The organism is Enterovibrio paralichthyis (genome assembly GCF_019209835.1).
GTDB lineage: Bacteria > Pseudomonadota > Gammaproteobacteria > Enterobacterales > Vibrionaceae > Enterovibrio > Enterovibrio paralichthyis.
This window is the reverse complement of sequence record NZ_JAHUTS010000017.1, coordinates 1-23,811: the sequence shown is the minus strand read 5'-3', so window position 1 is coordinate 23,811 and position 23,811 is coordinate 1. Positions and strand designations below refer to the sequence as shown.

The window sequence follows — 23,811 nt, the reverse complement described above, 5'->3', positions numbered from 1 at the left end:
TGGCTATCAGTCATTATTGACCATAACGCTTGAGCCATTCCTGTTCCAGCGCCACTTGCCAGCTTGGATGCGGCTCAGGCTGGGACTTAAACAGCGGTTTGCTGTCTGACAGTTTCACTACCGCAGGGTCACCCCAGTAATCGCTGTTGGCTTTTCGTGCCTGCGCTTCTTCACTCATCAGGAAGTTGATGGCAACCAGCGCCCCTTCTTTGGCATTGGCATTCCACGGAATCGCCATAAAGTGAATGTTCGACAGTGCGCCTTTATCAAACGCAAATGCTTTGGCGGTTGGCGGTAAAGTGCCGTTTTTCACAGCGGTTTCAGCCGCATTCGGGTTAAAGGTGATTGCAAGAAGAAGCTCGCCGTCGTCCAGCAGTTGCAGGGTCTCTGCGCTGCCCGCCGGGAATTGTTTGCCGTTGCGCCAGGCAACAGGATGAAGCTCATCCAGATATGCCCACAAGGGTGCAGTGACTTGGTTGAACTTTGCTTCATCGACCGGTTGATAAAGCGGGGCGGTGTCTGTTGCAAGCTCCAATAGCGCCGCTTTCAGGAAGCTGGTGCCGTGAAATTGCGGTGGCTGTGGATAGGCAACTTTTCCGGGGTTGGCTTTGGCAAGGCTCAACAGTTCGACAAATGAATGTGGCGGGTTAGCCAGCTTTGCTTCGTCTCGGATAAAGACCAATTGCCCCACGCCCCATGGCGCTTCCAGACCGTTCGTCGGCTCGGTGAAATCTTCGCTGACAGGCAAGGATTTATCGACGATCTGCCAGCTTGGCAGTTGCTCGGCAAAAGGCCCGTAAAGCAGGCCATTGGATTTCATGGACTTAAAGTTCTCGCCGTTGATCCACACCATATCAACGCTGCCGCCTTCGTTTTTCCCGGCGGCTTTTTCTGCCACCAAACGGTTCACGGTTTCGGCGATGTCAGAGACTTTGACATGCTGCAGGGTGACGCCGTAACGGTCTTTAAGCTCGTCACCTGCCCAGCGCAGATAGGCGTTGATTTCCTGACTGCCACCCCAGGCATTAAAATAGACTGTCTGACCCTGGGCTGCTTCTTCAATGCTGTCCCAGTTATTAAGGTCAGCGGCAGCAGTCGCGGTGCTGAAAGCGAGAGCACAAGTGGCGACGAGGCGTTTTAAGTTCATCTTGTTTAATCTTCCTTAATTGCTGTTGAAATTCAGGCTTTGGATTCGTTACGCATCCAGGCATGGAACTTCTCTACCCAGGCCAACAACCCTTGAGGGGCATTGTTCTGCTTCCACACACCCGCCGTGTACTTTGTTGCTTCACTCATGGTGGGGTATGGGTGAACAGTACCGAGAATTTTGTTCAAACCAAGACCATGGCGCATTGCCAGGGTAAATTCTGCCAGCAAGTCTCCGGCATGGGAGCCGACAATGGTCGCGCCAAGTATTTTGTCTTTGCCTTTCGGGGTGATGACTTTGATAAAGCCATGGTCTTCACCGTCAGCAATGGCGCGGTCGAGATCGTCGATACCATAGTGGGCCACTTCGTAATCAATACCCATTGCCTTAGCTTCTTTTTCGTTAATACCCACACGGGCAACTTCCGGTGCGGTATAGGTGGCTGCGGGCATAACAGAGTAATCCGCTTTGAACTTTTTGAAGTCGCCAAACAGGGCATTAACTGCGGCATACCATGCTTGATGACCCGCTGCATGTGTCAGTTGGAAAGGGCCGGCTACATCGCCCACCGCGAAAATGTTCGGGTAGTTGGTTTGCAGGTAGTCGTTCACTTTCACAGTGCCACGCTCTGCGAGTTCCACGCCGATATCTTCCAACCCAAACCCTTTGGTGTTGGCAACACGGCCAAGGGCGAGCATGACATAGTCAAACTCGACGACGACTTCCTCACCATTATGTTCAAGGTAGGCGCGCTGAATGTCGCCATCTTTCTCAAAGCGGGCTGCCTTGTGACCAAGCAAGATGTTTACACCATCTTCCTGCAAACCTTTCACCACCAGTTCAGCGGCATCGGCATCTTCGCGGATCAGTAGTTGATCCGCCATTTCCACCAAAGTGACATCCGTGCCAAGGCGGGCAAAATTTTGTGCCAGTTCGCTACCGATAGGGCCGCCGCCCAACACCAGAAGCTTCTTAGGTTGTTCCTGAAGTTCCCAAATGGTGTCAGAAGTCAGGTAGCTGACATCCTGAAGGCCTGGAATGCCGGGAACCAATGGACGCGCACCGGTGGCAATGACGATATTGCGGGTTGTCAGGCGCTCGCCGTTTACTTCCACTTCCCACGGGGAAAGGATCTTGGCTTCGCCCTGAATACACTCCACGCCAAGCTTGGTATAGCGCTCTACGGAGTCATGGGGCTCAATACCTGCGATCACTTTATGGACACGCCCCATCACCTGTTTGAAATCAACGCTTGGCTCACCGGCAGAAACACCAAATTCCTGAGAACGTTTGATTTCATGCATGGCATGACCTGCGCGAATCAAGGCTTTTGAAGGAACACAACCTGTATTGAGGCAGTCGCCGCCCATTTTGTGTTTTTCGATAAGCGTGACTTTCGCTTTTACCGCCGCGCCGATATAGGTTGTTACCAAACCACCGGCACCTGCACCAATCGCAATCAGGTTACGGTCAAACTTAACGGGCTTTTGCCATTTTGCGTAAACGCGACGTTTTTGGAGAAAATTCATAACAACCTTCGCAATGATGGGGAAGATCCCCAAAAGAACGAGAGACAGTAGCACGCCAGGCGAGACGATACCGCTTAAAGAGTCAATTTGTGCCAGTTGGGTACCGGCATTGATGTAAACCGCAGTGCCTGGCAACATACCGATTTGACTGACAATGTAGAAAACCGCAGTGCGGATAGGCGTCAAACCCATCAGCAGGTTTATCAGGAAAAACGGGAACACCGGAATAAGGCGCAGGGTAAGCAGGTAAAAAGGACCGTCTTTCTCAACCCCTTGGTTGATGGTGGTCAGCTTATTGCCAAATTTCCCCTGTACCCAATCTTTGAGCAAAAAGCGGCTTACCAAAAATGCCAGCGTTGCACCGATAGAGCTGGCAAATGAAACCAGCAACAATGCCCACCAAAACCCAAATAACGCTGCACCCAACAAGGTTGCAATCGCTGCGCCGGGCAGTGAAAGGGCTGTCATGGTTACATAAACGACAAAGTAGATGACACTCGCCGTCAGGAAATTTTGCGCAATGGAATCTTTCAGCGCTGCGTGTTGGGCTTTTGCGTTTTCAAGCGTAAACAGGGCGCCGAGATCAAAAGCAAACCAAGTAATGAATATGGCTGCGATGACGACAAGAATAGCTAACTTCTTTGTGTTCATTTCCTATCCCTATAAATAACAGTCGTTGTTCTGGGTGGCTGTTTCGAAATGCTGGTTTAACTATGGCAAAAAATCCCTAATGCCTGCAGGTAACTACTTAAATTTCTGGGTATTAGGCAGATAAATTATAAGTAATGTGACCTTGTAGGGTGTCCGTGACCGGCAAGCCGCTTTTACCACTCTGTAGCGTTTGTGAGGATACGTATACATAAATGACCGGGAGCATACGGATTTGATTGCAGGCGCTTTGATATTTTATCGAAGAACACAGAAAGATTGGCGATAGGGATTGTCATGCACACTGTGATAAACGCTTCAATAACAAGCAGTATGTATTTTACAGACAGTATTTTGTGTATTGGATAGCCAATAAGGCCAGTGGAATGAGTGCCAGCGTCGTCGTGCCCGAAATGTGATAGTTACGGTGCCAGTAGCTACGTTGGGCAAAACTGTTCAGCCTGAGCCCCCAAATGACAACCAACGCATTAACGGCAAAAAAGACGATCACTAGAATGGTCAGGAATGAGGGAGCAAAGGTACCGTGCGCGCTGGCATAGTAAAATGAAAGTGGCAAAAAGAAACAGCCAAAAACTGTCCATTTGAACCGACGAGGCCACTTCCGGAAATGGTCCCGGAATATGCGGTCAACTTGGTCTGGAAAAGGTTTGTTGTAATGCATCTTATTGTTGCCATTAATCTATCTCCTCTTTTGGCATAGCTCAGAAAGTGATGATCTGATAATCAGAAGCATAATTTCCGTTCTGTATATGTGATGATTGTCACATTAATGAGACTTATGAAGTTTTGCCATCGTTTCTTCGCGTTCACCTAATCAGTCTCTATTTTTATTAAGTATCGTGGTCAAATCCCCGCTGTTAAAGCTTTCGCCTATGGCAAACTTTTCCATTTCATCTTCAAAAGGGACGCAGATTGAGGGCAATAAATGTTTTCAAAACGGCATACGGTTAGTGATTGGTGTTAAGGGGGATAAATGTGGGGGTAATCAAAAAAACAGCCAATGGCGGGAAAAGCACATTGGCTGTTTTTGGGGAGTTGTTGGTGAGGCTTTTACTGTTGGAGTGTTTCTAACAGTTCATTGCGGCGCTGTGGAGTGATGACAGACCAGTGTTTCCCCTCAATTGCACCTTCGAGTGCCCACAAAAGCTCGATACTCAGGTTATCGCTGTGTGACTCTTGTAGCGCTTTATAAGCACGCACTGCGCCCGCACGCTGCAGTTCTTCGACAGAGTCGATTCCTGCTTTTTTTAGCATGCGTTCTGTTGCTAGGCGAAGGTTGGGAAGATCTTTGATACGTGTAGGCGCAGCCGTCTTCTTTTCCTGTTGATCTTCCCTGGAAATTGACAGCGCCTTCTTGGCGTGACTCATCATGAGTTCAGACTGTTCCCACCAATTCTCGGGCACAGCGTAGTATTTAGTGACAACTGGAAAACCACGTTTTTTGTAAACGTATGGGGTCATTGCCAGTTTCTTGAATTCTGACAGATTACCGCTGCCTGCCCGAAGGTGGAGCTGATCATTCACGACAAGCGCGAACATTGTCTCGTCGCAAAAAACACCAAATCCGCCAAACATAGAACGGGATTTGATTTTGCCCAGACATTCGAAGAACTTCAGTGTGTTTTTTAGAGTAGGTTTATCCATGTGACTTATTCTCAATCAATACGTTCCTGGATGAATGGTCAAGGAGTAACGTAGCAAAGCGAATTCAGAGAATTGTCAACGAACCGGGTGAACCGGGCTTTGAAATGCTAACGTCATCGGTAACCCCGCTACCATCACCGTTGAAGTTATCGTCGGTGTGAGGCCGGAAGCTTTGCGTCCCACGCTTTCGCCGTGGTTTGCCTTTTCTTAACATGATTTAGCTTAACCGAATCATGTCATTTTGTCGTTATTGCTGGTCTAGCAAAGTGTGATCTTGGTTCAGATAGAGCGTTATTGATACGTCTAAAAATAAAGGGTTCCTCTTGTTATAGAAGAATTTTTGTCCGTTTCACCCAATTCGTTAATCTGAATAAGGGTAGCACTAGAAAACTGGGCATTTTAGCGATTTTGAGCTTTGTCGCAACAATAAGATTCCAATTTTCATAAAACTTGCAAAAAACAAAAAAGCCCGAGTGTAATCTCGGGCTTTTTGATGTAATTTTGCACGAAGTGCGCCGATTAGTTGTTCAAGTTTTTCACTGAACGGCGCACCACCAGTTCTGGCTGCATTTCGAAAATTTGTTGCTTGTTTTCTTTGTTCGCCAAACGCTCCATCAGCAACTTGATGGCGGTTTTACCCAGTCGGTTTTTCGGCTGGTGGATGGTCGTCAAAGGCGGCGAGAAGAAGCCTGCCAGATCAATGTTGTCGTAGCCAATCACAGAAATGTCGTTCGGCACATCCAAACCGGCTTGTCTGAACGTACTGATTGCCGCCAACGCCATGATGTCGTTAAAGCAGAACACAGCCGTAGGGCGGTCTTTCTGCGCGATCAGCTTATTTGTCGCCTCAACTGCTGAGTCACATTCAAAGTCTGCTTCAACAATCCACTCAGGGTGATAGGTCAAACCGGCTTCTTCCAACGCACGGCGGAAACCTTGCAGGCGCTCCTGGCAGGTCAGTTTGTCCATTTGGCCGGAGATACAACCGATTTTGGTGTGGCCGTTTTCGATGAAATGTTTCGTCGCAATGTAGCCACCCAGCTCAGCGTTATCCTGAATACAGTCGGTATTCACGTGCTGGGTACCCCAGTCCATCACGACCATTGGCAGATCCGCTTTTTTCTCCAGCAGTGCCAGCAGTTCTTCATTCAGGTCTGAACACATAACCAACAGGCCATCAACGCGCTTCTCAGCCAGCATGCGCAGGTAATCGCGCTGTTTTGCCAGGTTGCCTTCGGTGTTACAAAGGATCAGGGTGTAGCCTTCGTTGTAGCAATATTCTTCAACGCCATGTACCACTTCCGCAAAGAATGGGTTTGTGGATTTGGTTACCAGCATGCCAATGGTGCGGGTAGAGTTACATTTCAGACTGCGCGCGACGGCGCTTGGTGCGTAATTCAGTTCATCAACTGCCGCCCATACTTTTGTAGTGGTGTTCTCGGCCACAAAACGTGTCTTATTGATCACGTGCGAAACGGTGGTGGTCGAGACACCTGCGAGACGAGCGACGTCTTTAATTGTTGCCATTCGGTAATCTTCTTATCGTTTTCATTGGCAGCGTATGAATTGTCAGGTGCTGCACATGTTTACGCCGCTTTCAATCAGCGGCGTACAATTCCGGCTATGTCACCGGCTTCAGGTTCATTTAGCTTGGGAGATGCGCTTCATTCCCCGATATCAATGCAAACCATGATGCTGTATGCACAGGGCCGGATAACGGCAATTGGGGGCAGGGCAATCTCGCGAGGCAGTTACTTGAGTCTGGTGTAATTCTCAGGAAATATCTCAATGCCAATCGCTTGCGTTCACAGTTTAATGGCTACCGCCACTTGTCGCAATTATTCTATTTCAGCAAGGTAAATAAGCTTGATGGTGGTCAAGCAATTTCGGGCTAGCTAAATGAATTCTTTAAAATAAAAAAGCCGGGTAATAACCCGGCTGATTGTTTGGGTAAATAATTTATTCGCCTTTGAGGAAGGCTAAGTCCAGTTTGATAAAGCTGACCAGCAGATTACCTGCCGCTTTATAGAAGCCAAATTGGTCAAACTGGTTAAGGGTGCTTTGGAATTGTTCAATCCAAGGCATCACCATGGTTTCCAGAAAACGCTGTTGCTCTTGCATCACCGCTTCTTGTTTTTCTTCGTCTTCTTCTTTATTTGCCAGAATGACGAGATTACCCATGAAATCCAAAACCACGGCCAGATGGTCGAAAGGTTCGTTGAAATCTTTACGCTGGGCAATGCCGTAACTTTCCATCCATTTACCCATTTCCTGCGCTGGCTTGTCATTCAAAAGACCAGATTCGCCAATATAGATAGAGGCGTAGGGCAGGGCACCGGTTTTCGGCGTGCTCAGGAACAGGCCGCAGAAATCGGCCGCCAGCTCCAGTTGGGCATCCTGACGTGTTTTCAGTTTTGCCAGTGCTTCACGAAGCCCGGCTACGGGTGTACTCAGTTCGCCTGTCATGGCCAGCACGGAGAAATAGTTATCCATGTCAGCGCCGTGGTAGTTGTTCAGGTCGTCCTGCGTTAACTCGGTGGCGAACAGTGATGACATCCACCAGTAGAATTCGGCACGTTGCTCGTTAATGGCAATAAATTCTTGCATTGTCATTCCGTTTTTCGATAAGCGTTAGAGTGTATACCCAAGCAGCCTGTAGAAAGAGGACACTTGGGTATAAGCCCTTCAAGTGTATATAAGTTAGAGTAAAAAAGGGCAGCTTAGCTGCCCTTTTTCTTCACACTGTCTCTTATGCGATATCCATCGCTGGGAACAGTGGGTTAACATCGCTAACTTCAGTCGGGCCGCTGAAGCCAGTGACTGCGGGTACTTTGCCGGTGAATTTCTCAATCTCAACCAGTGCGGTGTGCGCAGAAGTTGCCTGAGCCAGCTTAGAAGTACCGATATCCATGGTCAGTACGTTTGGATCGCCGTAAGTACACAGGGTACCTGGCTTGCCACCTTCCAGCGGAGAGTACCATGCACCTTCTTCGATACGACAAACGCCTGCTTTGTAGTCGTCAGTCACGACTGCACCTGCCAGTACCTGACCACGGTCGTTAAACACGCGTACCAGATCGCCAGACTTGATGCCACGCGCCGCTGCGTCTGCAGAGCTGATGTAGCAAGGCTCGCGGCCAGCAACAGTGTAAGTACCACGGAAGTCGTCAGAAGAACACAGCTGCGAGTGCAGACGGTAGTTCGGGTGACAGCTTTGCATGTGCAGCGGGTACTTGTTCGACTTAGGACCACCGTGACTACGTTCCACTTTCTCGAACCACATTGGGTGGCCCTGACAGTCGTCGTAACCCATGTCAGCGATAGTCTTACAGTAGATTTCGATAAGGCCAGTCGCGGTTCCCAGTGGCTCCAGATCCGGTTCTTTACGGAACGCTGAGTGACGAACCCACTCGGTACCTTCTGGGAACGCAATGAATTGCTCTTCTTCCCAGAATTTAACGAAGTTAGGCATACGAACACCGATACCACGGCCTTGCAGACGCGCACCGTTGTAGATCTCTTCGATCCATTCCATTTTAGTCTTGCCGCCGGTGAAGGCTTCTTCACGACCGAAACGGCTGCACAGCTCACGGAAGATATCGAAGTCGTCTTTCGCTTCAAACATTGGCTCAACGATTTGTTTCATCGCGATGATGCCTTTGTTTGAGTGGTTACCGAATGAATCGATGTCGTTACGCTCGTAAGTCGTGGTCGCTGGCAGAACGATGTCTGCGAAGCGGCAGCTTGCTGTCCACTGGTGGTCGATAGAAACGTAAGTTTCCAGGTTACGCCACGCCTTGATCATACGGTTACGATCTTGGTGCTGGTGGAACAGGTTACTACCACAAGAAATCGCCATCTTGATTTCTGGGTACTTCACTTTGTGACCGTTGAAATCGATGGTTTTGCCTGGGTTCTCAAGACAATCAACAATACGCGCGATTGGAATGTAGCTTGAGTAGCCGTTGTAGCTGCCGTTGTGGATTGGGTCAACGCCAGTTACTGAGCTGAAACCAGACATCAGCGGGCCAGCAGAGGTGATACAGCCAGCGTCGTTGTAGTGCCAGCCGAAGCCGAAACCACCGCCTGGCAGACCGATTTGACCCAGCATTGCTGCCAGTACAACGATCATCCATGCGTACTGTTCGCCGTGCTGCATACGCTGCAGACACCAGCCAGCCATGATTTGGGTGCGGCCACTTGCCATGGTGCGCGCCAGTTCACGGATGTCATCGGCTTTAACGCCACAGATCTTCTCTGCCCACTCAGGAGTTTTCGCCACGCCGTCTTTCTCACCCAGCAGGTAAGGCAGGAACTTGTCGAAACCAGTGGTGTAGTCAGCCAGGAACTGCTCGTCGTGCAGTTTCTCGGTGTACAGGGTGTACGCCAGTGCCAGCATCAACGGAACGTCAGTTTGTGGGTTAACCGCAATCTGCTTGCCGCCGAAGTATTTGTAAGAAGAAGTCTTAACAGGGTCAACGTGGATAACGTTGATTTCGCCTGCTTTCACTTTCTCAGCCAGCTGCTGGTAGTAGCTGTAAACGCTGTGGTCTGGGATCTGCCAGCCAACTTGCAGGTTCTTGATAGGGTCGTTACCCCAGATCACGATGTTTTTCGCGTTCTCAAGAACTACAGGCCATGAAGTTTGCTGTTCGTAAACTTCCATTGCACCGGCAACGTAAGGCAGAACTACCTGCGCAGAACCGGTGGAGTAGTCACCCATTTTCGCCAGGAAAGTACCGTGCAGGCCAACACCGCGTTGCATCATGGTGCCCGCTGCGTTGAATTTACCTACTGACTGCCAGCCAGTGTTACCCGCGTACAGTGCGCTTGGGCCGTAAGTCGTCTGAACGCGCTCCAGCTCGTGGTGGAAGAAGTCCAGAGCCTGAGACCATGGCACACGTACAAAACGGTTATCACCACGTTGGGTAGTGTCAGATTTCCAGCCGTGCTTCAGCCAGTCCAGACGTACCATTGGGTATTTAACACGTGATGGGTTGTAAACCACTTCGCGTACTGCGTTCAGCATAACGGTTGGGTGTGGATCGTGTTCGAATGGAACTGTGTCGATCCAGATACCGTTTTCAACTTTCGCGCGGAATGCACCCCAGTGTGAACCGTGGATCACTTCGCCTGAGAAAGTGCTTTTCGCATCAGTCGCGGCCATTGCCTTGCGAGGCGCCAGCAGGCTGGTACCGATTACTGCAGTGGCACTGGCGGTTAACATGCCAGAGAGAAAACGACGGCGGGTAATGCCTTGTTGTTTTTCAGTCGCCATGTAGGAGTCCTTATAGTTTTTAATCGTTAGGGCAGATGCACATGAGTGCATCTGCCTTTTTTGTCTTTTATTGCTGATTAGTGCGCGCCTGCACCGCCGGTGTCGCTACCGTGGTTTTGCAGGTATTTCAGCAGGGTGCGCTCTTCTGTCTTGCTCAGACGGTAATATGCACTCATCGCCTTCAGGCTTGAGATCCAACCGTTCGCAGTGAAGTGGCCAGGTGCCGGTGCTGCGTGACAAGAGTTACAAGAAGACGCGTACATTTCAGATGCGTATTCCCAAACAGGTTCAATGCTGTCCAGCATGCCGTCTTTAGTGATGTAGGCATTTACCGCAACTTGAGTCCAAGACATGTGAGTCGCTGGGTCAACTTCTTCAGAAATCACAGTTTCAGTTGCTTTCACGTCACCACGTACTGTTGCCTTGAATACACGTTTACCCATGTATTCCGTCATTACGCGGCCTTTACCGTTGGTTTCGATCCAGCCTTGAATGCGCACTTTCAGCATGTCGCCTTCTTCACCAATCACTTCAACTTCAGAAGCTGGCAGAAGTTGGCCTTCTACTTTGCCGTTAGCGTCAGCAGTCGCGAACAGGCTCTTCTCGCTCAGCGAGTACAGTTTCTTCGCGCCAGCCGGAGCAACTGCAGAAGCGCTCAGGGTTTCGAAAGTCTTACGGAAACCGCCAGCCATATTTGGCAGTTCGTGGGCAATACCTTTGTGACACTCGATACATGCCATGTTTTCTTTGGCAGCCGGGATCATCTCTTTCATCGCCTGTACAGACTGTTTGCTGTGATCCATCGCATCGTAAGAATGGCAAGTGGTACAGGTTTTGTAGTTCTCATCAGCCATGCGGTCCCAAACTTTTTGGGCCAGCTCGAGTCGGTGCTCTTCAAACTGTTCAGGCGTGTCGATTTTGCCTGTTACGAAGTGGTGGTAAACGTCTTTGTAGGCGCCCAGTTTACGCAGGATTTTACCTGTGAAGTCTTTAGGCTGGTGACAGTCTACACACTCAGCACGAATACCCTTCGCGTTGCTGTAGTGGATAGATTGCTTATATTCCTCGTAGTTCTGCTGCATGGTATGGCACGACACACAGAACTCAGTTTTCGAGAAATATGCCAGTGACTGATTCATTACGACCACGCCGGCGACCGCAATAACAACACCGATCAGGACCAGCGCAATGATGGAGTACTTCGCGCTAGGTTTGGTCAGCTTCTTTAATAGCGTTTTCATAAAAATGGATACACCCATAAAAGTTTTCGTAGACAGTGTTTGGGCCCATTCCCGACATGTTGATTGGAAGCAAGCCAGCCCACTTAACCCTGCATTTCTGGAGGTTCAGGCCTAAAAGGGTGAAAGTTTGTCCAAACAGGCAATCCTGTGGGCAAAAATCACGCGCTGTTGCTGCCTTTTTCTTCAGTTGGTCAGGGTATTTAGCTACATGTTTTTGATGCGTTATTTCGAGTCGCGAATAGTACCGATTGGATGTGAATATGGTTACGCAGAAAAATGAACAGATGCTGCTGGCATGTGAAAATAGATGAATGGAATGATCGCTGAATCAATAAATTGGTGCTGTATCACTAAAAAAACGTGCTAAAACAACAATTTCGATACATCGCTCGCATAAGCGCCTGTGATTTGCTTAAGGTTTGACCGTAAGACGTGCTGTAAAAAAACACAGAAAATGTGATTTAAATCAAACTTAATGGGCGCTTTACTGATACAGTGCGCCTCCTCATGACGAAATGTGAACAGAGGTTGAGTGAGTTATCACATTCTGGTCGTAGATGATGAAGTGGTGACCCGGACTATGGTCAGCGGATACTTCGAAAAACAAGGATATAACGTCAGTCAGGCCGCTGATGGCAGGGAGATGCACAAAGTACTTTCTGAGCGACATGTAGATTTAGTGTTGCTTGATATTAACCTTCCCGGTGAGGATGGGTTGATGCTGACACGTGAGCTGCGTAGCCAGTCCGATATCGGCATCATTCTTATTACTGCCCGCACGGACAGCATTGACCGTATTGTGGGTTTGGAAATGGGCGCAGATGATTACTGCACCAAACCCCTGGAACTGCGTGAACTTCTGGTGCGTGTGCGTAACCTGTTGTGGCGTATTTCACGCGCTAACAACGCAGTGAGTAACGCGCCAAGCGTAGAGAGTTTGCCAGAAGAAGATGATAAGATTGTCGCTTTCAATGGCTGGACGTTTGACATCAACCGTCGCGCACTGAGCAAAGGCGGTGAAGCCGTCAAGCTGACCAAAGCAGAATATGAAATGTTGGTGGCGTTTACTTCCAATCCCAACCGGGTACTGAGCCGGGAGCGCATGCTCAATTTGCTCAGTCACCGGGTTGATGCGCCAAACGACAGAACCGTGGATGTGTTGGTTCGCCGTCTTCGCAATAAAATAGAAGACGAGCCGAAAAAACCCCAGCTATTCATAACCGTACACGGTGAAGGCTACATGTTTGCAGGAAAGTAGGGTTTCTTGCACAACCCGAGAGAACTATGAATTACATCCCTTTTGAAGACTATAAACGCAAGTGGATTTTTACCCATCAGTCTATGCCTGTGGCTGAAGAAGATCGTGAGCACATCAAACCGATGACCACAGATCGTGGTGCGCAGTTGTGGCGTGATTTTATCAGCCAGCAAAGCCCGACACCGGATCACTTCGGCAAAGGCGATTGGCCAATCATGCGTGAAGTCTGGCAAAAAGAAGAGAACTGGCAGGAACCTTGGGAAGCAGAGGGCGACTTGCCTGAAGAATTTCTGGCCTTTTTCCCGTGGGAAGACAACTGCGTGGTTTATTTTTGTTATGAAAAGAACAACGTGATTGAGACCCGCTGGGGCGTGTTCAAGCAATACTGGAAAAACTTCCTGTTTTACGATGACAAGCCAATCCTGTTGGGTCGTAAACGTAAAGAAGTGGCCATGTTTGAACAAAACGGCACCGTAAAACTGGGTGTGCGTCCTTAACCTCTTCCCAAGCGGTTATCAATAAAGAAAGGCAGGTCGAAACCTGCCTTTTTTATTTCAAAATCAGCAGATTAGTCCTGGAATAACTCGTTTCCAGACGGTTCGCCCGCTTCAAATTTGGCGATGTTAGACAAGGTGGTTTCGGCAATATTGCCCAGCGCCTCATCAGTCAGGAATGCCTGATGGCCGGTGAATAACACGTTGTGGCATGCAGAAAGCCGGCGGAAAACGTCATCCTGGATCACGTCATTGGACTTGTCTTCAAAAAACAAATCCTGTTCATGTTCGTACACATCTACGCCTAGAGCGCCGATGCGGCGTTGTTTCAGCGCTTCTATCGCATCTTTTGAATCCAGCAATCCTCCGCGGCTGGTGTTAATGATCATCACCCCGTCCTGCATCTTATCGAACGCAGATTTGTTCAGCATATGGTGATTTTCCGGCATCAGGGGGCAATGCAAGGTGATGACATGGGATTTGGCGAAAAGCTCATCCAACGAAACATACTTGGCGCCAAGTGCAATGGCTTCCGGATTTTCGTAAGGGTCATGTACCAGCAGGTTCATTCCAAGCCCTTTGAGGATACGAAGGGTTGCAATGCCTATCCGCCCCGTGCCGACGACACCGACGGTACGGCCATGGAAGTTATAGCCTTTCAAGCCTTCGAGGTTGAAGTTGGCATCCCGGGTTCGCTGGTAGGCGCGGTGAATATGGCGGTTAAGGCAGAGCATCAGCCCGACAGTATGTTCAGCGATAGATTCCGGGGAGTAGGCCGGAACGCGGACAATCTGTAATCCCAGCTTTTTAGCGGCATCAACATCCACTTTATCGTAACCGGCACATCGCATCGCAATCACTTTTACGCCGTGTTTTACCAGCTCTTCGAGGATAGGGGCACTCAAATCATCATTCACAAAGGCGCAGATGGCATCAAACCCGTGCAACAGCTTGGAAGTGTCCGCCGAGAGACGGAATGGGTAGAACTGAAGGGTATGACCGAACTGTGCATTCCACGTTTCAAACGCCGTCTGGTCATAAGATTTGGCGCTGAACACGGCTACTTTCATAGGTGGCTCCATCATTGGTTTTCTCGTTTCTTCTAGAAAACGTGGTTGAAGCCGTGGAAATTGAAAATGTCGAAACTGGGATTCCTCTATAATTAGCCGCGAACCCTTTGTAATGGCTCGGAATTTGCTTCTTCCAATTAATACCAGAAAGGTGACAAAAGATTGCCGCTCCCAATAAATCACAATAGATAAGGAACCACGATGAGACAGGCACTAATACTCGCCATCACCATGATGATAGGTGGTTGTAGTTATGTATCTACCTACGGGGTACACGGCAAATTGTTGGCAGCAGAGCAGCAGGTTGTTGAATGTGAATACGAAGCGGCACTGGATACGCTGCAACGGTTTACCGTGATTGGCAGCAGTAAAGAGAAAGCCAAAGCGTTTGAACTGATGGGTGTGGTGTATCAGGAAAAAATGGATTTGGAAGCCTACAACCATACGGTGGATCGTTTCTTGTTTTCCGAAACCGGCCGGGGAGAATACCGGGAAGTGGTGATTGAAAACTGGAATGAATCGAGACGCAATATCCGGGAGAAACGGCTCTACGCCTTGGGGCGCGCGGAGTGCGTCACAAATTTCGCCGGTTAAAAAATGCACTTATTTCGCTGCGCAGCGTGATGCCAGTTCCAGAGTTTAATCTGCCTCGCATTTTTTCTGCATCTTATTAAAACATAAGGGAACTTTTACGTTTACCTCACAGTTTTCTTATTCTGCAGATACTAAATTAGCCCTGTGTTCGGAACCAGTCGGTAATGCAGGCCGCCACTTACAGACTGATTTTGAGCTGGGGTCAGTTTATCTTTCTGGCTCGTTTTGAACCTGAAAGGTAAACGGACCCTAAGAACTTTCATTTCTTTCTGTTTGGTTCTATCAGCTGAAGGAAATTAATGAGAGGGCAGAACTCTAAATCTGCCAACGTAAAAACTCGAGGAAAACCAGCGTCGGTATTGGCCTATCAACGCTGGTTTTTTTCATTTTGGGGCTTTAAATAAGTACCCGCTTTTAAACCAGAAAAGCGCCAGACAACGCCGACGCTTAGTAAACGGTTTCCTACCAAAGCTATTGCAGCGCAACCACTTCTTCCGGCTTCAACGCCAATCGGATTGGTTCACCGTTTCTCAGATGTTCCGCCCCGCGACGGTGAGGATCATCCACCATCAATACCTGTCCACCCACATCAATGCTGTACCGAACCAAATGACCCAAAAACTCCCGGTGTTTGACGAAACCTTGCAGGGTAATCCTGTCATCTGGCAGCGAGTTGCTTGCAATTTCAAGGCTTTGAGGGCGGAAAACAAGGGAAACATCACCGCTGATCGGATGATCAAACGGGAATGAGATCCCCGATGGTGTGGTGAAGTTTTTTCCGCTGGCAGCTTGTTGCAATTGCCCCTCCAGCATATTGGCTGTTCCCAGGAAGTCGGCCACAAATTTGTTGACCGGGTTATCATATAACTCCATAGGGGCACCTACCTGTTGGATAACCCCTTGGTCTAATACGGCAATCCGGTCGGAAATGGTGTTGGCTTCTTCCTGATCATGGGCCACGAAGATGGTGGTCAGTCCCAGCTGGCGCTGAAGGTCAAGCAAGTCCCGGCGCATCTGCTCACGAAGGTTGGCATCCAGGTTTGATAACGGCTCATCCAGCAGCAAAACACGGGGCTCAACAACCACAGTGCGCGCAATAGCTACTCGCTGCTGCTGGCCACCGGAAAGCTGCGAAGGGCGTCGATCTGCCAAATGATAGAGACCAACGAGGTTGAGCGCATTGTCCACGCGCTCCCTAATTTGCGCAGTGGGTACTTTTCTTTCTTCGAGTCCATAGGCCACGTTTTGCCTGACGGTCATGTGCGGCCAAAGGGCATAACTTTGGAATACCATCCCGACATTGCGTTTCCACGGCGGCAATGACTTTATGTCTTCATTGCCGAGCAGGATTTTTCCTTTTGGCTCGGGGCCAAAACCTGCAATGGCGCGCAGAAGGGTCGATTTACCAGAGCCAGATGGACCAAGGAACGCGAAAAACTCACCCGGCTTAATGTCCAGATTTACGCCTTTGAGCACTTCTGTGTCTCCAAAAGAGAGGGTGAGATCTTTGATGGTGATGCCCACCTGTTGGCTTTTATCCGTATTCATAAGACGTTCCTTTTCTTAATGTTGTTTTTCACTGTGCGCCTGACGGGTGCGCTCGATAATGGTGTGGGAGAGATACGTCGCCAAGCCGACAATGACGACGGCAATCACCCCTAACGCCGCACCCGGTCCACGCCCGGCAGCGCTTTGCATGAAGATGTAGAGTCCATACGCCAGTGGGGCATCGGATTCCTTGGAAACCAGCATGATAGTGGCAGAAAGCTCCACGGCCGCGGTCGCGAACGCAGTAATAAAGCCCGCCAGAATACCGGCTGCCATTAATGGAATCACAATGCGTCTAATGGTGGTGGTGCGGGTCGCTCCCAGGTTTTCAGAGGCTTCTTCAAAGGAAGGGCTGACCTGTTGAAGTGCCGCCACACATGAACGAAGCGCGTAGGGAAGGCGGCGCACAGACAGGGCGATAACGATGATGCCCCACCAGGTCGCCATTGAACTGCCGATGAAGGGCATTTCCACATCATAGAAAGTGCGCAGGTAGCCAATACCCAGCACTACACCGGGAACGGCAAGCGCGGCCATGGCACCGAAGTCCAGCCATTTGCGACCTACCATTTTTGTACGCCACACCAGATAGGCGATGGCAGTACCCAGAATGACATCAATCAGACCGGCGAGACCCGCATACAGAAGGGTATTGGTAATAAACTCAGACGCTTGGGTAACGGCAGTTGTGTAATGCTCAAACGTAAAGCCATCAGGCAATGGGCTGTAGCTCCAGATGGTACCGAAAGAGAGCAGAAGCAGCGCAAAGTGCGGTGCGAGAACCAGCGCCAGAATCAGCCCGATCACGGCGTAGCATCCCAGTTTCTCCATCGGGCGAAGTTCCCGTTTTGACAGGCCACCACCGCCTTTCTGACTGGTCGAGTAATCTTTTCCTTTCAGCGCCTGCAGGGAAACCCACAACGCAAAGGCAGAGAACGCAACCAGAATGACGGAAATGACATAGCCCATCGGGTCTGAAATACCAACGGAAGAGATGCGCAGGTATGCCTGTGGGGCGAGCATGTTGTTTACATTCAGCAGCAGCGGTGTGCCGAGGTCATCAAAGACTTTTACAAACACCAGCGATGCACCGGCAACATAACCGGGCATGGCTAACGGAAAGACGATACGACGGAACAATCTCAATCCGGAAGAACCCAGTGATTGGGCAGATTCTTCCATCGAGCGGTCAATATTCTGTAAGGCAGCAGATAAGTTAATAAGAATGAAAGGAAAATAGTGGACGCTTTGAACAAAAATGACCCCGTTCAGCCCCTCCATCAAGGGAATCGTAAAGCCGAAATATTCATCCAACAGAAGGTTTAGCGTACCGTTTTCACCAAACAGCAGCTGCATCGCCACGGCACCAATAAAGGGTGGCATGATCAGCGGCACAATACCCAAGGTCTGGATAAGCACAGCACCACGAAACTTAAAGCGGCTGGTGAAATAGGCCAGTGGCATCGCAATGATGGATGCCACAATGACAGACATAAAGGCGACATAGAAAGAGTTGAAAAACGATTCGCGGAACAGGCTGGAACCAAAGAAATCCTTGAAGTTAACAAGCGTGAATGAACCGCTTTGATCCTGAAACGCGACAAAAATAACTTTAATCACGGGCACAAAAAGAAACACGATCACAAAAAATGCAATCACCACGGCACTGAGATAGAGCGCCCAGTCCTGCCGGACTTTGCTCCAGAGACTTTTGCTTCCAGCTTGTGCTGATTTATCCGATTGAGAAAGAGAAATGTTGCTCATGAGATACTCCGATGTCCGGTGAAAAACCGCCCCTTGCAACGTTTAAAGCGTCATAAACGAAAGGGGCGGTTGCGCGACTACAGGATGCTGCTGGCTTGCTCGGCAAGCTCAGTAGCTTTGTTGTAGTTCTCCAGAGTGGCTTTATCCCATGCCTGTTCTATTTCCGCCTGACGGGCGCCTACGCTATCGGTCGCTTTTTTACGTTTTTTGGTAAAGACAGCGGCGAATTCTGGGTTTGATGCCTGTGATGCGGTAACCGGAACTTCACTGACAAGACGCTTGGCTTCTGCAATGAGTGACAGTGCCTTTTCATTGTTTGATCCTTCCGCTTTGGCTTCTGCCTCTTGGATTGCTTCTGTGGCTTCACGAAGCTCATCCAATCGATACGTGATCATTACGTCGAACAGGCTGTTGACGACGTTGTAGCGGGATTTGGAGAGATCCAGATCGAAATCAACGGTGCCCAGTTTTTCGCCGGTAAACGGGTTCGGGAAGCCTTCCGGTGTGCTGGCATATGCCGCAGGGTTGACGGGCAGACGCTGGATTTTCTTGTCCAGAAGCAGCGCCTGGCCTTCTTCAGACAGAAGGAAATCGACAAATGCGGCGGCAGCTTCACTGTTTGGCGCATCCTTCACGATGCCCACGTTAGCTGGCACCAATGCGGTCACAGTCGGGTAGTGGAATTCGACCGGGAAGCCGCTGGCTTTGGATGACAGGCCAAAGAAGTCAATCACGATACCCAGCCCGAATGCGCCGCTGTTGACACCATCAGGCACGCCAAAGCTGCGTTCTGTGACCGTTTTGAAGTTACCTGAGATGGCTTTCAGGGTTTCCCAGCCTTGATCCCAGCCTTCACCCTGCAATATTGCTTCAACTGTCAGGTGAGTCGTGCCTGAACGTGAAGGTGCGGACATGCCGACATGGTTGTGATAGATCGGCTTTGCCAAATCCTGCCATTCGTTCGGCATCGGCAGTTTTTTGGCTTTCATGTAGCGGGTGTTCCACATAATCCCATAGCCGGAAAGCGCAAAGCCTTTGTAGAAACCGTCCGGGTCATTAATAGGAAAGGAGCCGACTGTTTCGGGGATACCCGTGACTGAAGACTGGTATGGAGCAAGAAGGTTGTTGTCTTTGAGTACTTCGAAAGCATCGGGTGCTGATGCCCAGAAAATATCAGATTTGTTGTTGCTGGCGGTTTCCTGAAGGTATTTGATACCGGCGGTGGTCTTTTTGGACAGCACCTCGACATTTACCCCTGGGTATTTTTCTTCGAACGCCTTTTCATAAACGTCCGTAACGTCGTTGGAAAAAGAAGTGACAATAACGAGGTTTGCGTCGGACATTGCCATTGCTGAAGTACTGCCAAGCGCAACGAGTATTGCTCCCGCGAGTGAAACTTTTGCAGATAGGCTGGTCGATCCTTGATAGCTGCTTGCTGTCATAAAACACTCCATTAGATTCATGAAACAGGGGAATTCCTGTCCATCGCCAGTGGAGCATTACAAGTGTTATGCCAATGTTATTGATATGTTTAAGTGGTTGATTTTAAAGTGCCCGAAAATTATTCATCACGAAGTCATGTGTCAATGGCGGTCATTTAACCGAATAGAGTAGGTCAAAACTGACCTACTGATCATCCCCTTCAAAATCAACGAGGTAGTTTTCCTTTTTAAGGCCGTACTTTTTCATTCTCAAATAGAGGTTCTTCCTCGGTACATCCAGATACTCTGCGGCTTGTGCGATATGTCCGTTGAATTGTTTGAGCGTGTGATGAAGCAGTGAAAACTCATACTGCGCCATTTGGTGGGCAAGGGTATGACAGTTCTCGTTACTGCCCGTAAAGATGAGATCGGAGATACCCAGCACAATGCGGTCAGCTTCGTTCATGAGTTCCCTGACGTTGCCCGGCCAGTCATGGGCCATTAATTGCTGGAAGTGGACCGATGTTAGCGTGGGGGCTTTTTGTCCCAACCTTTGCTCTGCTTGAAAGAGAAAATGCCCCAACAGCTGTGGGATGTCAGATTTGCGTTCCCTAAGTGGGGGAATATCCAGAGAGGCGACATTTAACCGGTAGTACAAATCCTGTCGGAATGTGCCTTCTTGGGAGAGGGAAAGCAAATCGCCTTTTGCCGCTGAAAGCACTTTGAGGTCGACTTTTACGGTTTCATTGCTGCCAACCCGTTCCAGTTCGCCTTCCTGAATCACGCGCAACAAACGGATCTGGGCGGTCAGTGGCATGCTTTCTATTTCATCCAGAAATAGGGTGCCGCCAGAGGCGTGTTCGATTTTCCCGATACGTTTCTTGTTTGCACCGGTAAAACTCCCGGCCTCGTGGCCGAACAATTCGGACTCAATCAGGTTCTCCGGCATCGCTCCACAGTTGATGGCAACGAAAGGGTGGTCTTTCCGGTTTGACTGGCTATGTAACGTCCGGGCGATTTTTTCTTTTCCTGTGCCGGTCTCACCGTTAATCACAATATTCACTTCTGCATTAGCCAGAGTGATCACCCGCTGTTTGAGCTTCTGCATGGGCGCGGACTGGCCGATCAACAGTTCGTCGATAGAAATATCACGAAGCTTTTGCTGGCGAAGTCGCCTGTTTTCCAGCGTCAGTGCCCGGTGTTGGGTTGCCTTTTCTACCAGACCAATCAAACGCTCAGGGCGCAGCGGCTTTTCCACAAAATCAAACGCGCCCAGCTTGATGGATTCTAGCGCTGTTTCAATATCGGCATGCCCGGAAATCATGATCACTGGCAGCGCAGAATCAAGCTGCTGAAGGTGCTTGAGAAATGTGATCCCATCCATGACCGGCATGCGGATATCAGACACCACCACGGTGTCGCTGTTGTATTGCAAGCTGGCTAACGCCGTATCGGCGGTGGCGAACGAGGTGACGGAAAAGCCCTGCAGTTCCAGAATCTCCTTCAGGCTTTCCCTCAGCTCGTTGTCATCTTCGACCAGAATTACGTTGCCTTCAGACATAGAATGACCTCCGTCCCCTGGCCTTGTTCTGAATTAACCGCAATCTTCCCTCCGAAATCTTTCATGATGTTATGCGTGATAGACATACCCAATCCAAGACCGCTGCCGACCTCTTTTGTGGTGTAAAACGGTTCGAAGACTTTTTCCTTTGCTTCCGCATTCATGCCGCATCCATTGTCGATGATATGAATGGCGACCTGATCGTTTTCCTGTCTGGCGAAGATATGGATGCGTGGCGTGAAAGTATCGTCTTGCTGCTTTTGCTTGATGGCATCAATGCTGTTGCTGATGAGATTGACAAAAACCTGCTCCAACCTCACTTCATTGGCGAGAACCCGAAGTTCACTGGCAATCTCTGTGAAAACCCAGGCCTCAGGCAGGCTGTCGGTAAACAAATCCAAGGCATTGTTTAACACGCGGTTCACCGAGGTGGGTTGGGTAAGATCGTCGGTTTTGCGGGCAAAAGATTTCAGGTGCTGGCACAGCCTTGTCGCGCGGTCAGTGATGCGGTTGATTCTTTGCAGCTTGTCCTGGGCGAGCGTCAATTTCTCTTGCTGGACATATTGCTCGGCAAGGTAAGTGTAAGAGCTGATGGCAGCCAGCGGTTGACTGAACTCATGCACGATCCCGGAGGTAAGTTGCCCTAAAACGGCCAGCTTGGCGGCCTGAACCAGTTCTTCCTGTGTATCCTGAAGGTGTTTCTCCGCGAGCTTTCTTTGCTGGATCTCTTCTGTCAGCTGGCGGTTTTTCATTTCGAGCATGGCGGTATTTTCTTTTACCTGTCTCGCCTGCTCGTTGAAGATGTTGGTGGCTTGCGCCAGCGAACTCACTTCATCTTTCCCCCGGATATCAATGAGTGGTTGAAGTTCACCCTGGGCGAGATGGCGCATACTCCTCAGCACATTTGATAGCCGGTTGAGCAGCTGGCTGCGTAGATACACCCCGACAAACAGGATAAGAATGACGATGCCGATCAGGGTGAATTTTAGTTGTTTGCTGCTTTGATTGATCACATCAATCAGGGCTTGGGACATTTCTGTGTTTTGCTTTTCTGCAAATGCGACGGCTTGGTTGATGAGCTGCCTGACGTGCTCAATCAGGGTTTGGTTTTCCGTTAAAAGCTCCCGGTTCCGTTCGTCCAGATCAACAACGTTCAGGCTCTGAGAAATGACATTCGCCTCGCCTGATGTCATTGATTTCACCTGAGCTGCCATTTGCCGGATGGTAACAGTGCTGGGATAGGGCGACAGAAGCTCTGATTGTCGGTCGATGGACAGCAAGGTTTCATCAATCACGCTCTGCGCCGTCAGAATGTCGTTTCTGTCGCTGAATAGGGATGCCCGCTGAAGCAGATCCAACACCAGATTCAGATCGGCTTCCAGTTTGAGTAGCTGCACCTGAACGTCAGACTCTTTTCTCAACGTGGTGAACTCTTCCGGCGTCAGTGCCTGTTGTTGGGCGAGTTTCTCCAGCATTTGATTCAGGTTGTATTGGCTGTCGGTGATTAGCGGCGTGACTTCTTCAACGAAGTCGATTTGCAGCCAGTGTAGTTGTTGTCTTAACAGTCGCAGGGCGTTCTGGCGTTTGAGTTTGTTGTCGGTGTTGCGGTAAATGTTGTCGATGTTTTCCGAAAGGCGGCCAACAAGGGTGGCGAACTCCGGGCTTCCCTGGCTTACGGCGCTGGAATCTGTGACTTGCTCTAGTTTGGGCAGGGTGTCAGCCAGTTTTTGTCTGGCGCGTTGAAGTGCCTGCACGTTTGTCGCCAGTGCGAGGTTGGTTGCATCCGTGGTAATGCTGCCGCCGATTTGTGCAACTTTGGCGGCTGAAACCAGAATAGGGAGTTGTTCATTGACCAGTGCCCGCGAGCTGGTGGTCAGCTGTTGAAAAGAAAACGAATTGGACAGAACAAAGGCGCCGGAAATTAGCCCCACCAGAACAAACAGTGCAAATATTCGTGTTGCGATACTGTCACGTTTTCTCATTGGACGCCGTCCATTGGTAGCTCGTCCAGAGCCTTACTGGCGTTAGCGAGATTCGCGGCGACTTCTGCACCCCAGATATCGGTAATGGACTGAAAGGTGCGGCTGTAGCGTTTTTCTGGGCTGAGTTGGTTGTTCAATTGTGAATCTGCCGCTTCTGTACCGGAGATAGGCACGGTTGTCGCTTGTTTATAGATGGCTTCAAGGCTGGCCTGAGTCTGGGCGTTGAGGGTGCTTTTATCTATGCGGTTCCAGCGTTGCCAAAACGCCTGCAAATCAGGAAGACGGTTGGTCACGAGTTGGTCAAACAGGGCGTTGACCGCATGGTAGCGCATGGCGGAAAGATATGGGTCGAAGACCGGACTTGGGTTCTGTTCGCTTATCTCCTGTCCCTGTTGCAGGGAGATACGGTTTACATTCGGCAGCGAAAGTAGGGATTGCCCCTCATCTGAAAGCAAAAACTCAATGAAAAAAGGGCTGGAGGGGTTAATGCCAGTCAGTTAAGCTGACTGGCTTTCTTTTTATTGGGGTATTTCTTTGCCTTAGGCTTCACGGCTCTCGGGTATATTCGATCTTCTCGCTTAATGGGCAACACATGATGTATCGCCTCCTCC

Annotated in this window: 18 protein-coding genes and 1 riboswitch; of the genes, 3 read left to right on the top strand and 15 right to left on the bottom strand. The window is 49.7% G+C overall.

Features of this window, described 5'->3' with window-relative positions:
• Positions 1–13: 13 nt before the first annotated feature.
• The 8 genes from KU854_RS17520 to torC all read right to left on the bottom strand — a co-directional run bounded on the left by KU854_RS17520 (position 14) and on the right by torC (position 11,508).
• On the bottom strand, positions 14–1,147 hold the full coding sequence (locus tag KU854_RS17520) for an ABC transporter substrate-binding protein (protein ID WP_218359711.1): 1,134 nt from the start codon (positions 1,145–1,147) through the stop codon (positions 14–16).
• Positions 1,148–1,179: 32 nt separating this feature from the next.
• Complete coding sequence (gene lpdA, locus KU854_RS17515; protein ID WP_218359710.1) at positions 1,180–3,327, bottom strand: dihydrolipoyl dehydrogenase; 2,148 nt, start codon at positions 3,325–3,327, stop codon at positions 1,180–1,182.
• 337 nt (positions 3,328–3,664) lie between these two features.
• Entirely contained in the window at positions 3,665–3,901 is a 237-nt protein-coding gene (locus KU854_RS17510) for a hypothetical protein (RefSeq protein WP_255555630.1), read from the bottom strand.
• A gap of 494 nt (positions 3,902–4,395) precedes the next feature.
• Entirely contained in the window at positions 4,396–4,989 is a 594-nt protein-coding gene (locus KU854_RS17505) for a TfoX/Sxy family DNA transformation protein (RefSeq protein WP_218359708.1), read from the bottom strand.
• Between the two features lie 115 nt (positions 4,990–5,104).
• A riboswitch (cyclic di-GMP riboswitch) is annotated at positions 5,105–5,201 on the bottom strand.
• 307 nt (positions 5,202–5,508) lie between these two features.
• A complete protein-coding gene (gene purR, locus KU854_RS17500; RefSeq protein ID WP_218359707.1) occupies positions 5,509–6,516 on the bottom strand; it encodes an HTH-type transcriptional repressor PurR in 1,008 nt (335 codons plus the stop codon).
• A gap of 432 nt (positions 6,517–6,948) precedes the next feature.
• Entirely contained in the window at positions 6,949–7,596 is a 648-nt protein-coding gene (gene torD / locus KU854_RS17495; protein WP_218359706.1) for a molecular chaperone TorD, read from the bottom strand.
• Between the two features lie 142 nt (positions 7,597–7,738).
• Complete coding sequence (gene torA, locus KU854_RS17490; protein WP_218359705.1) at positions 7,739–10,267, bottom strand: trimethylamine-N-oxide reductase TorA; 2,529 nt, start codon at positions 10,265–10,267, stop codon at positions 7,739–7,741.
• Positions 10,268–10,344: 77 nt separating this feature from the next.
• On the bottom strand, positions 10,345–11,508 hold the full coding sequence (torC, locus tag KU854_RS17485; RefSeq protein ID WP_418885866.1) for a pentaheme c-type cytochrome TorC: 1,164 nt from the start codon (positions 11,506–11,508) through the stop codon (positions 10,345–10,347).
• A 532-nt stretch (positions 11,509–12,040) separates the two neighbouring features.
• Between torC and torR the strand changes: the two genes are divergently transcribed.
• The gene (gene torR, locus KU854_RS17480; protein ID WP_218359703.1) at positions 12,041–12,766 is read left to right on the top strand and encodes a two-component system response regulator TorR; all 726 of its coding nucleotides are present in this window, start codon (positions 12,041–12,043) and stop codon (positions 12,764–12,766) included.
• Positions 12,767–12,792: 26 nt separating this feature from the next.
• Positions 12,793–13,263, top strand: a complete 471-nt coding sequence (locus KU854_RS17475) for a DUF2947 domain-containing protein (RefSeq protein ID WP_218359702.1) — start codon at positions 12,793–12,795, stop codon at positions 13,261–13,263.
• Positions 13,264–13,334: 71 nt separating this feature from the next.
• Here the strand turns inward: KU854_RS17475 and KU854_RS17470 are convergent, their stop codons facing one another.
• Positions 13,335–14,330, bottom strand: a complete 996-nt coding sequence (locus KU854_RS17470; protein ID WP_218359701.1) for a 2-hydroxyacid dehydrogenase — start codon at positions 14,328–14,330, stop codon at positions 13,335–13,337.
• A 201-nt stretch (positions 14,331–14,531) separates the two neighbouring features.
• Between KU854_RS17470 and KU854_RS17465 the strand changes: the two genes are divergently transcribed.
• Positions 14,532–14,924: a hypothetical protein gene (locus KU854_RS17465; protein WP_218359700.1), complete on the top strand. Its 393-nt coding sequence runs from the start codon at positions 14,532–14,534 to the stop codon at positions 14,922–14,924.
• A gap of 471 nt (positions 14,925–15,395) precedes the next feature.
• Here the strand turns inward: KU854_RS17465 and KU854_RS17460 are convergent, their stop codons facing one another.
• The 6 genes from KU854_RS17460 to KU854_RS17435 all read right to left on the bottom strand — a co-directional run bounded on the left by KU854_RS17460 (position 15,396) and on the right by KU854_RS17435 (position 23,655).
• Positions 15,396–16,472: an ABC transporter ATP-binding protein gene (locus KU854_RS17460; RefSeq protein WP_218359699.1), complete on the bottom strand. Its 1,077-nt coding sequence runs from the start codon at positions 16,470–16,472 to the stop codon at positions 15,396–15,398.
• A gap of 15 nt (positions 16,473–16,487) precedes the next feature.
• Positions 16,488–18,236: an ABC transporter permease gene (locus KU854_RS17455; RefSeq protein ID WP_218359698.1), complete on the bottom strand. Its 1,749-nt coding sequence runs from the start codon at positions 18,234–18,236 to the stop codon at positions 16,488–16,490.
• A gap of 77 nt (positions 18,237–18,313) precedes the next feature.
• Positions 18,314–19,678: an ABC transporter substrate-binding protein gene (locus KU854_RS17450; protein ID WP_218359697.1), complete on the bottom strand. Its 1,365-nt coding sequence runs from the start codon at positions 19,676–19,678 to the stop codon at positions 18,314–18,316.
• Positions 19,679–19,862: 184 nt separating this feature from the next.
• A complete protein-coding gene (locus KU854_RS17445) occupies positions 19,863–21,218 on the bottom strand; it encodes a sigma-54-dependent transcriptional regulator (protein ID WP_218359696.1) in 1,356 nt (451 codons plus the stop codon).
• The gene (locus KU854_RS17440; RefSeq protein ID WP_218359695.1) at positions 21,200–23,200 is read right to left on the bottom strand and encodes an ATP-binding protein; all 2,001 of its coding nucleotides are present in this window, start codon (positions 23,198–23,200) and stop codon (positions 21,200–21,202) included. Before KU854_RS17440 ends, KU854_RS17445 begins: the two co-directional genes overlap by 19 nt.
• Positions 23,197–23,655 (bottom strand): hypothetical protein, encoded by a 459-nt coding sequence (locus KU854_RS17435; protein ID WP_218359694.1) that lies wholly within the window; start codon positions 23,653–23,655, stop codon positions 23,197–23,199. Before KU854_RS17435 ends, KU854_RS17440 begins: the two co-directional genes overlap by 4 nt.
• Positions 23,656–23,811 lie beyond the last annotated feature (156 nt).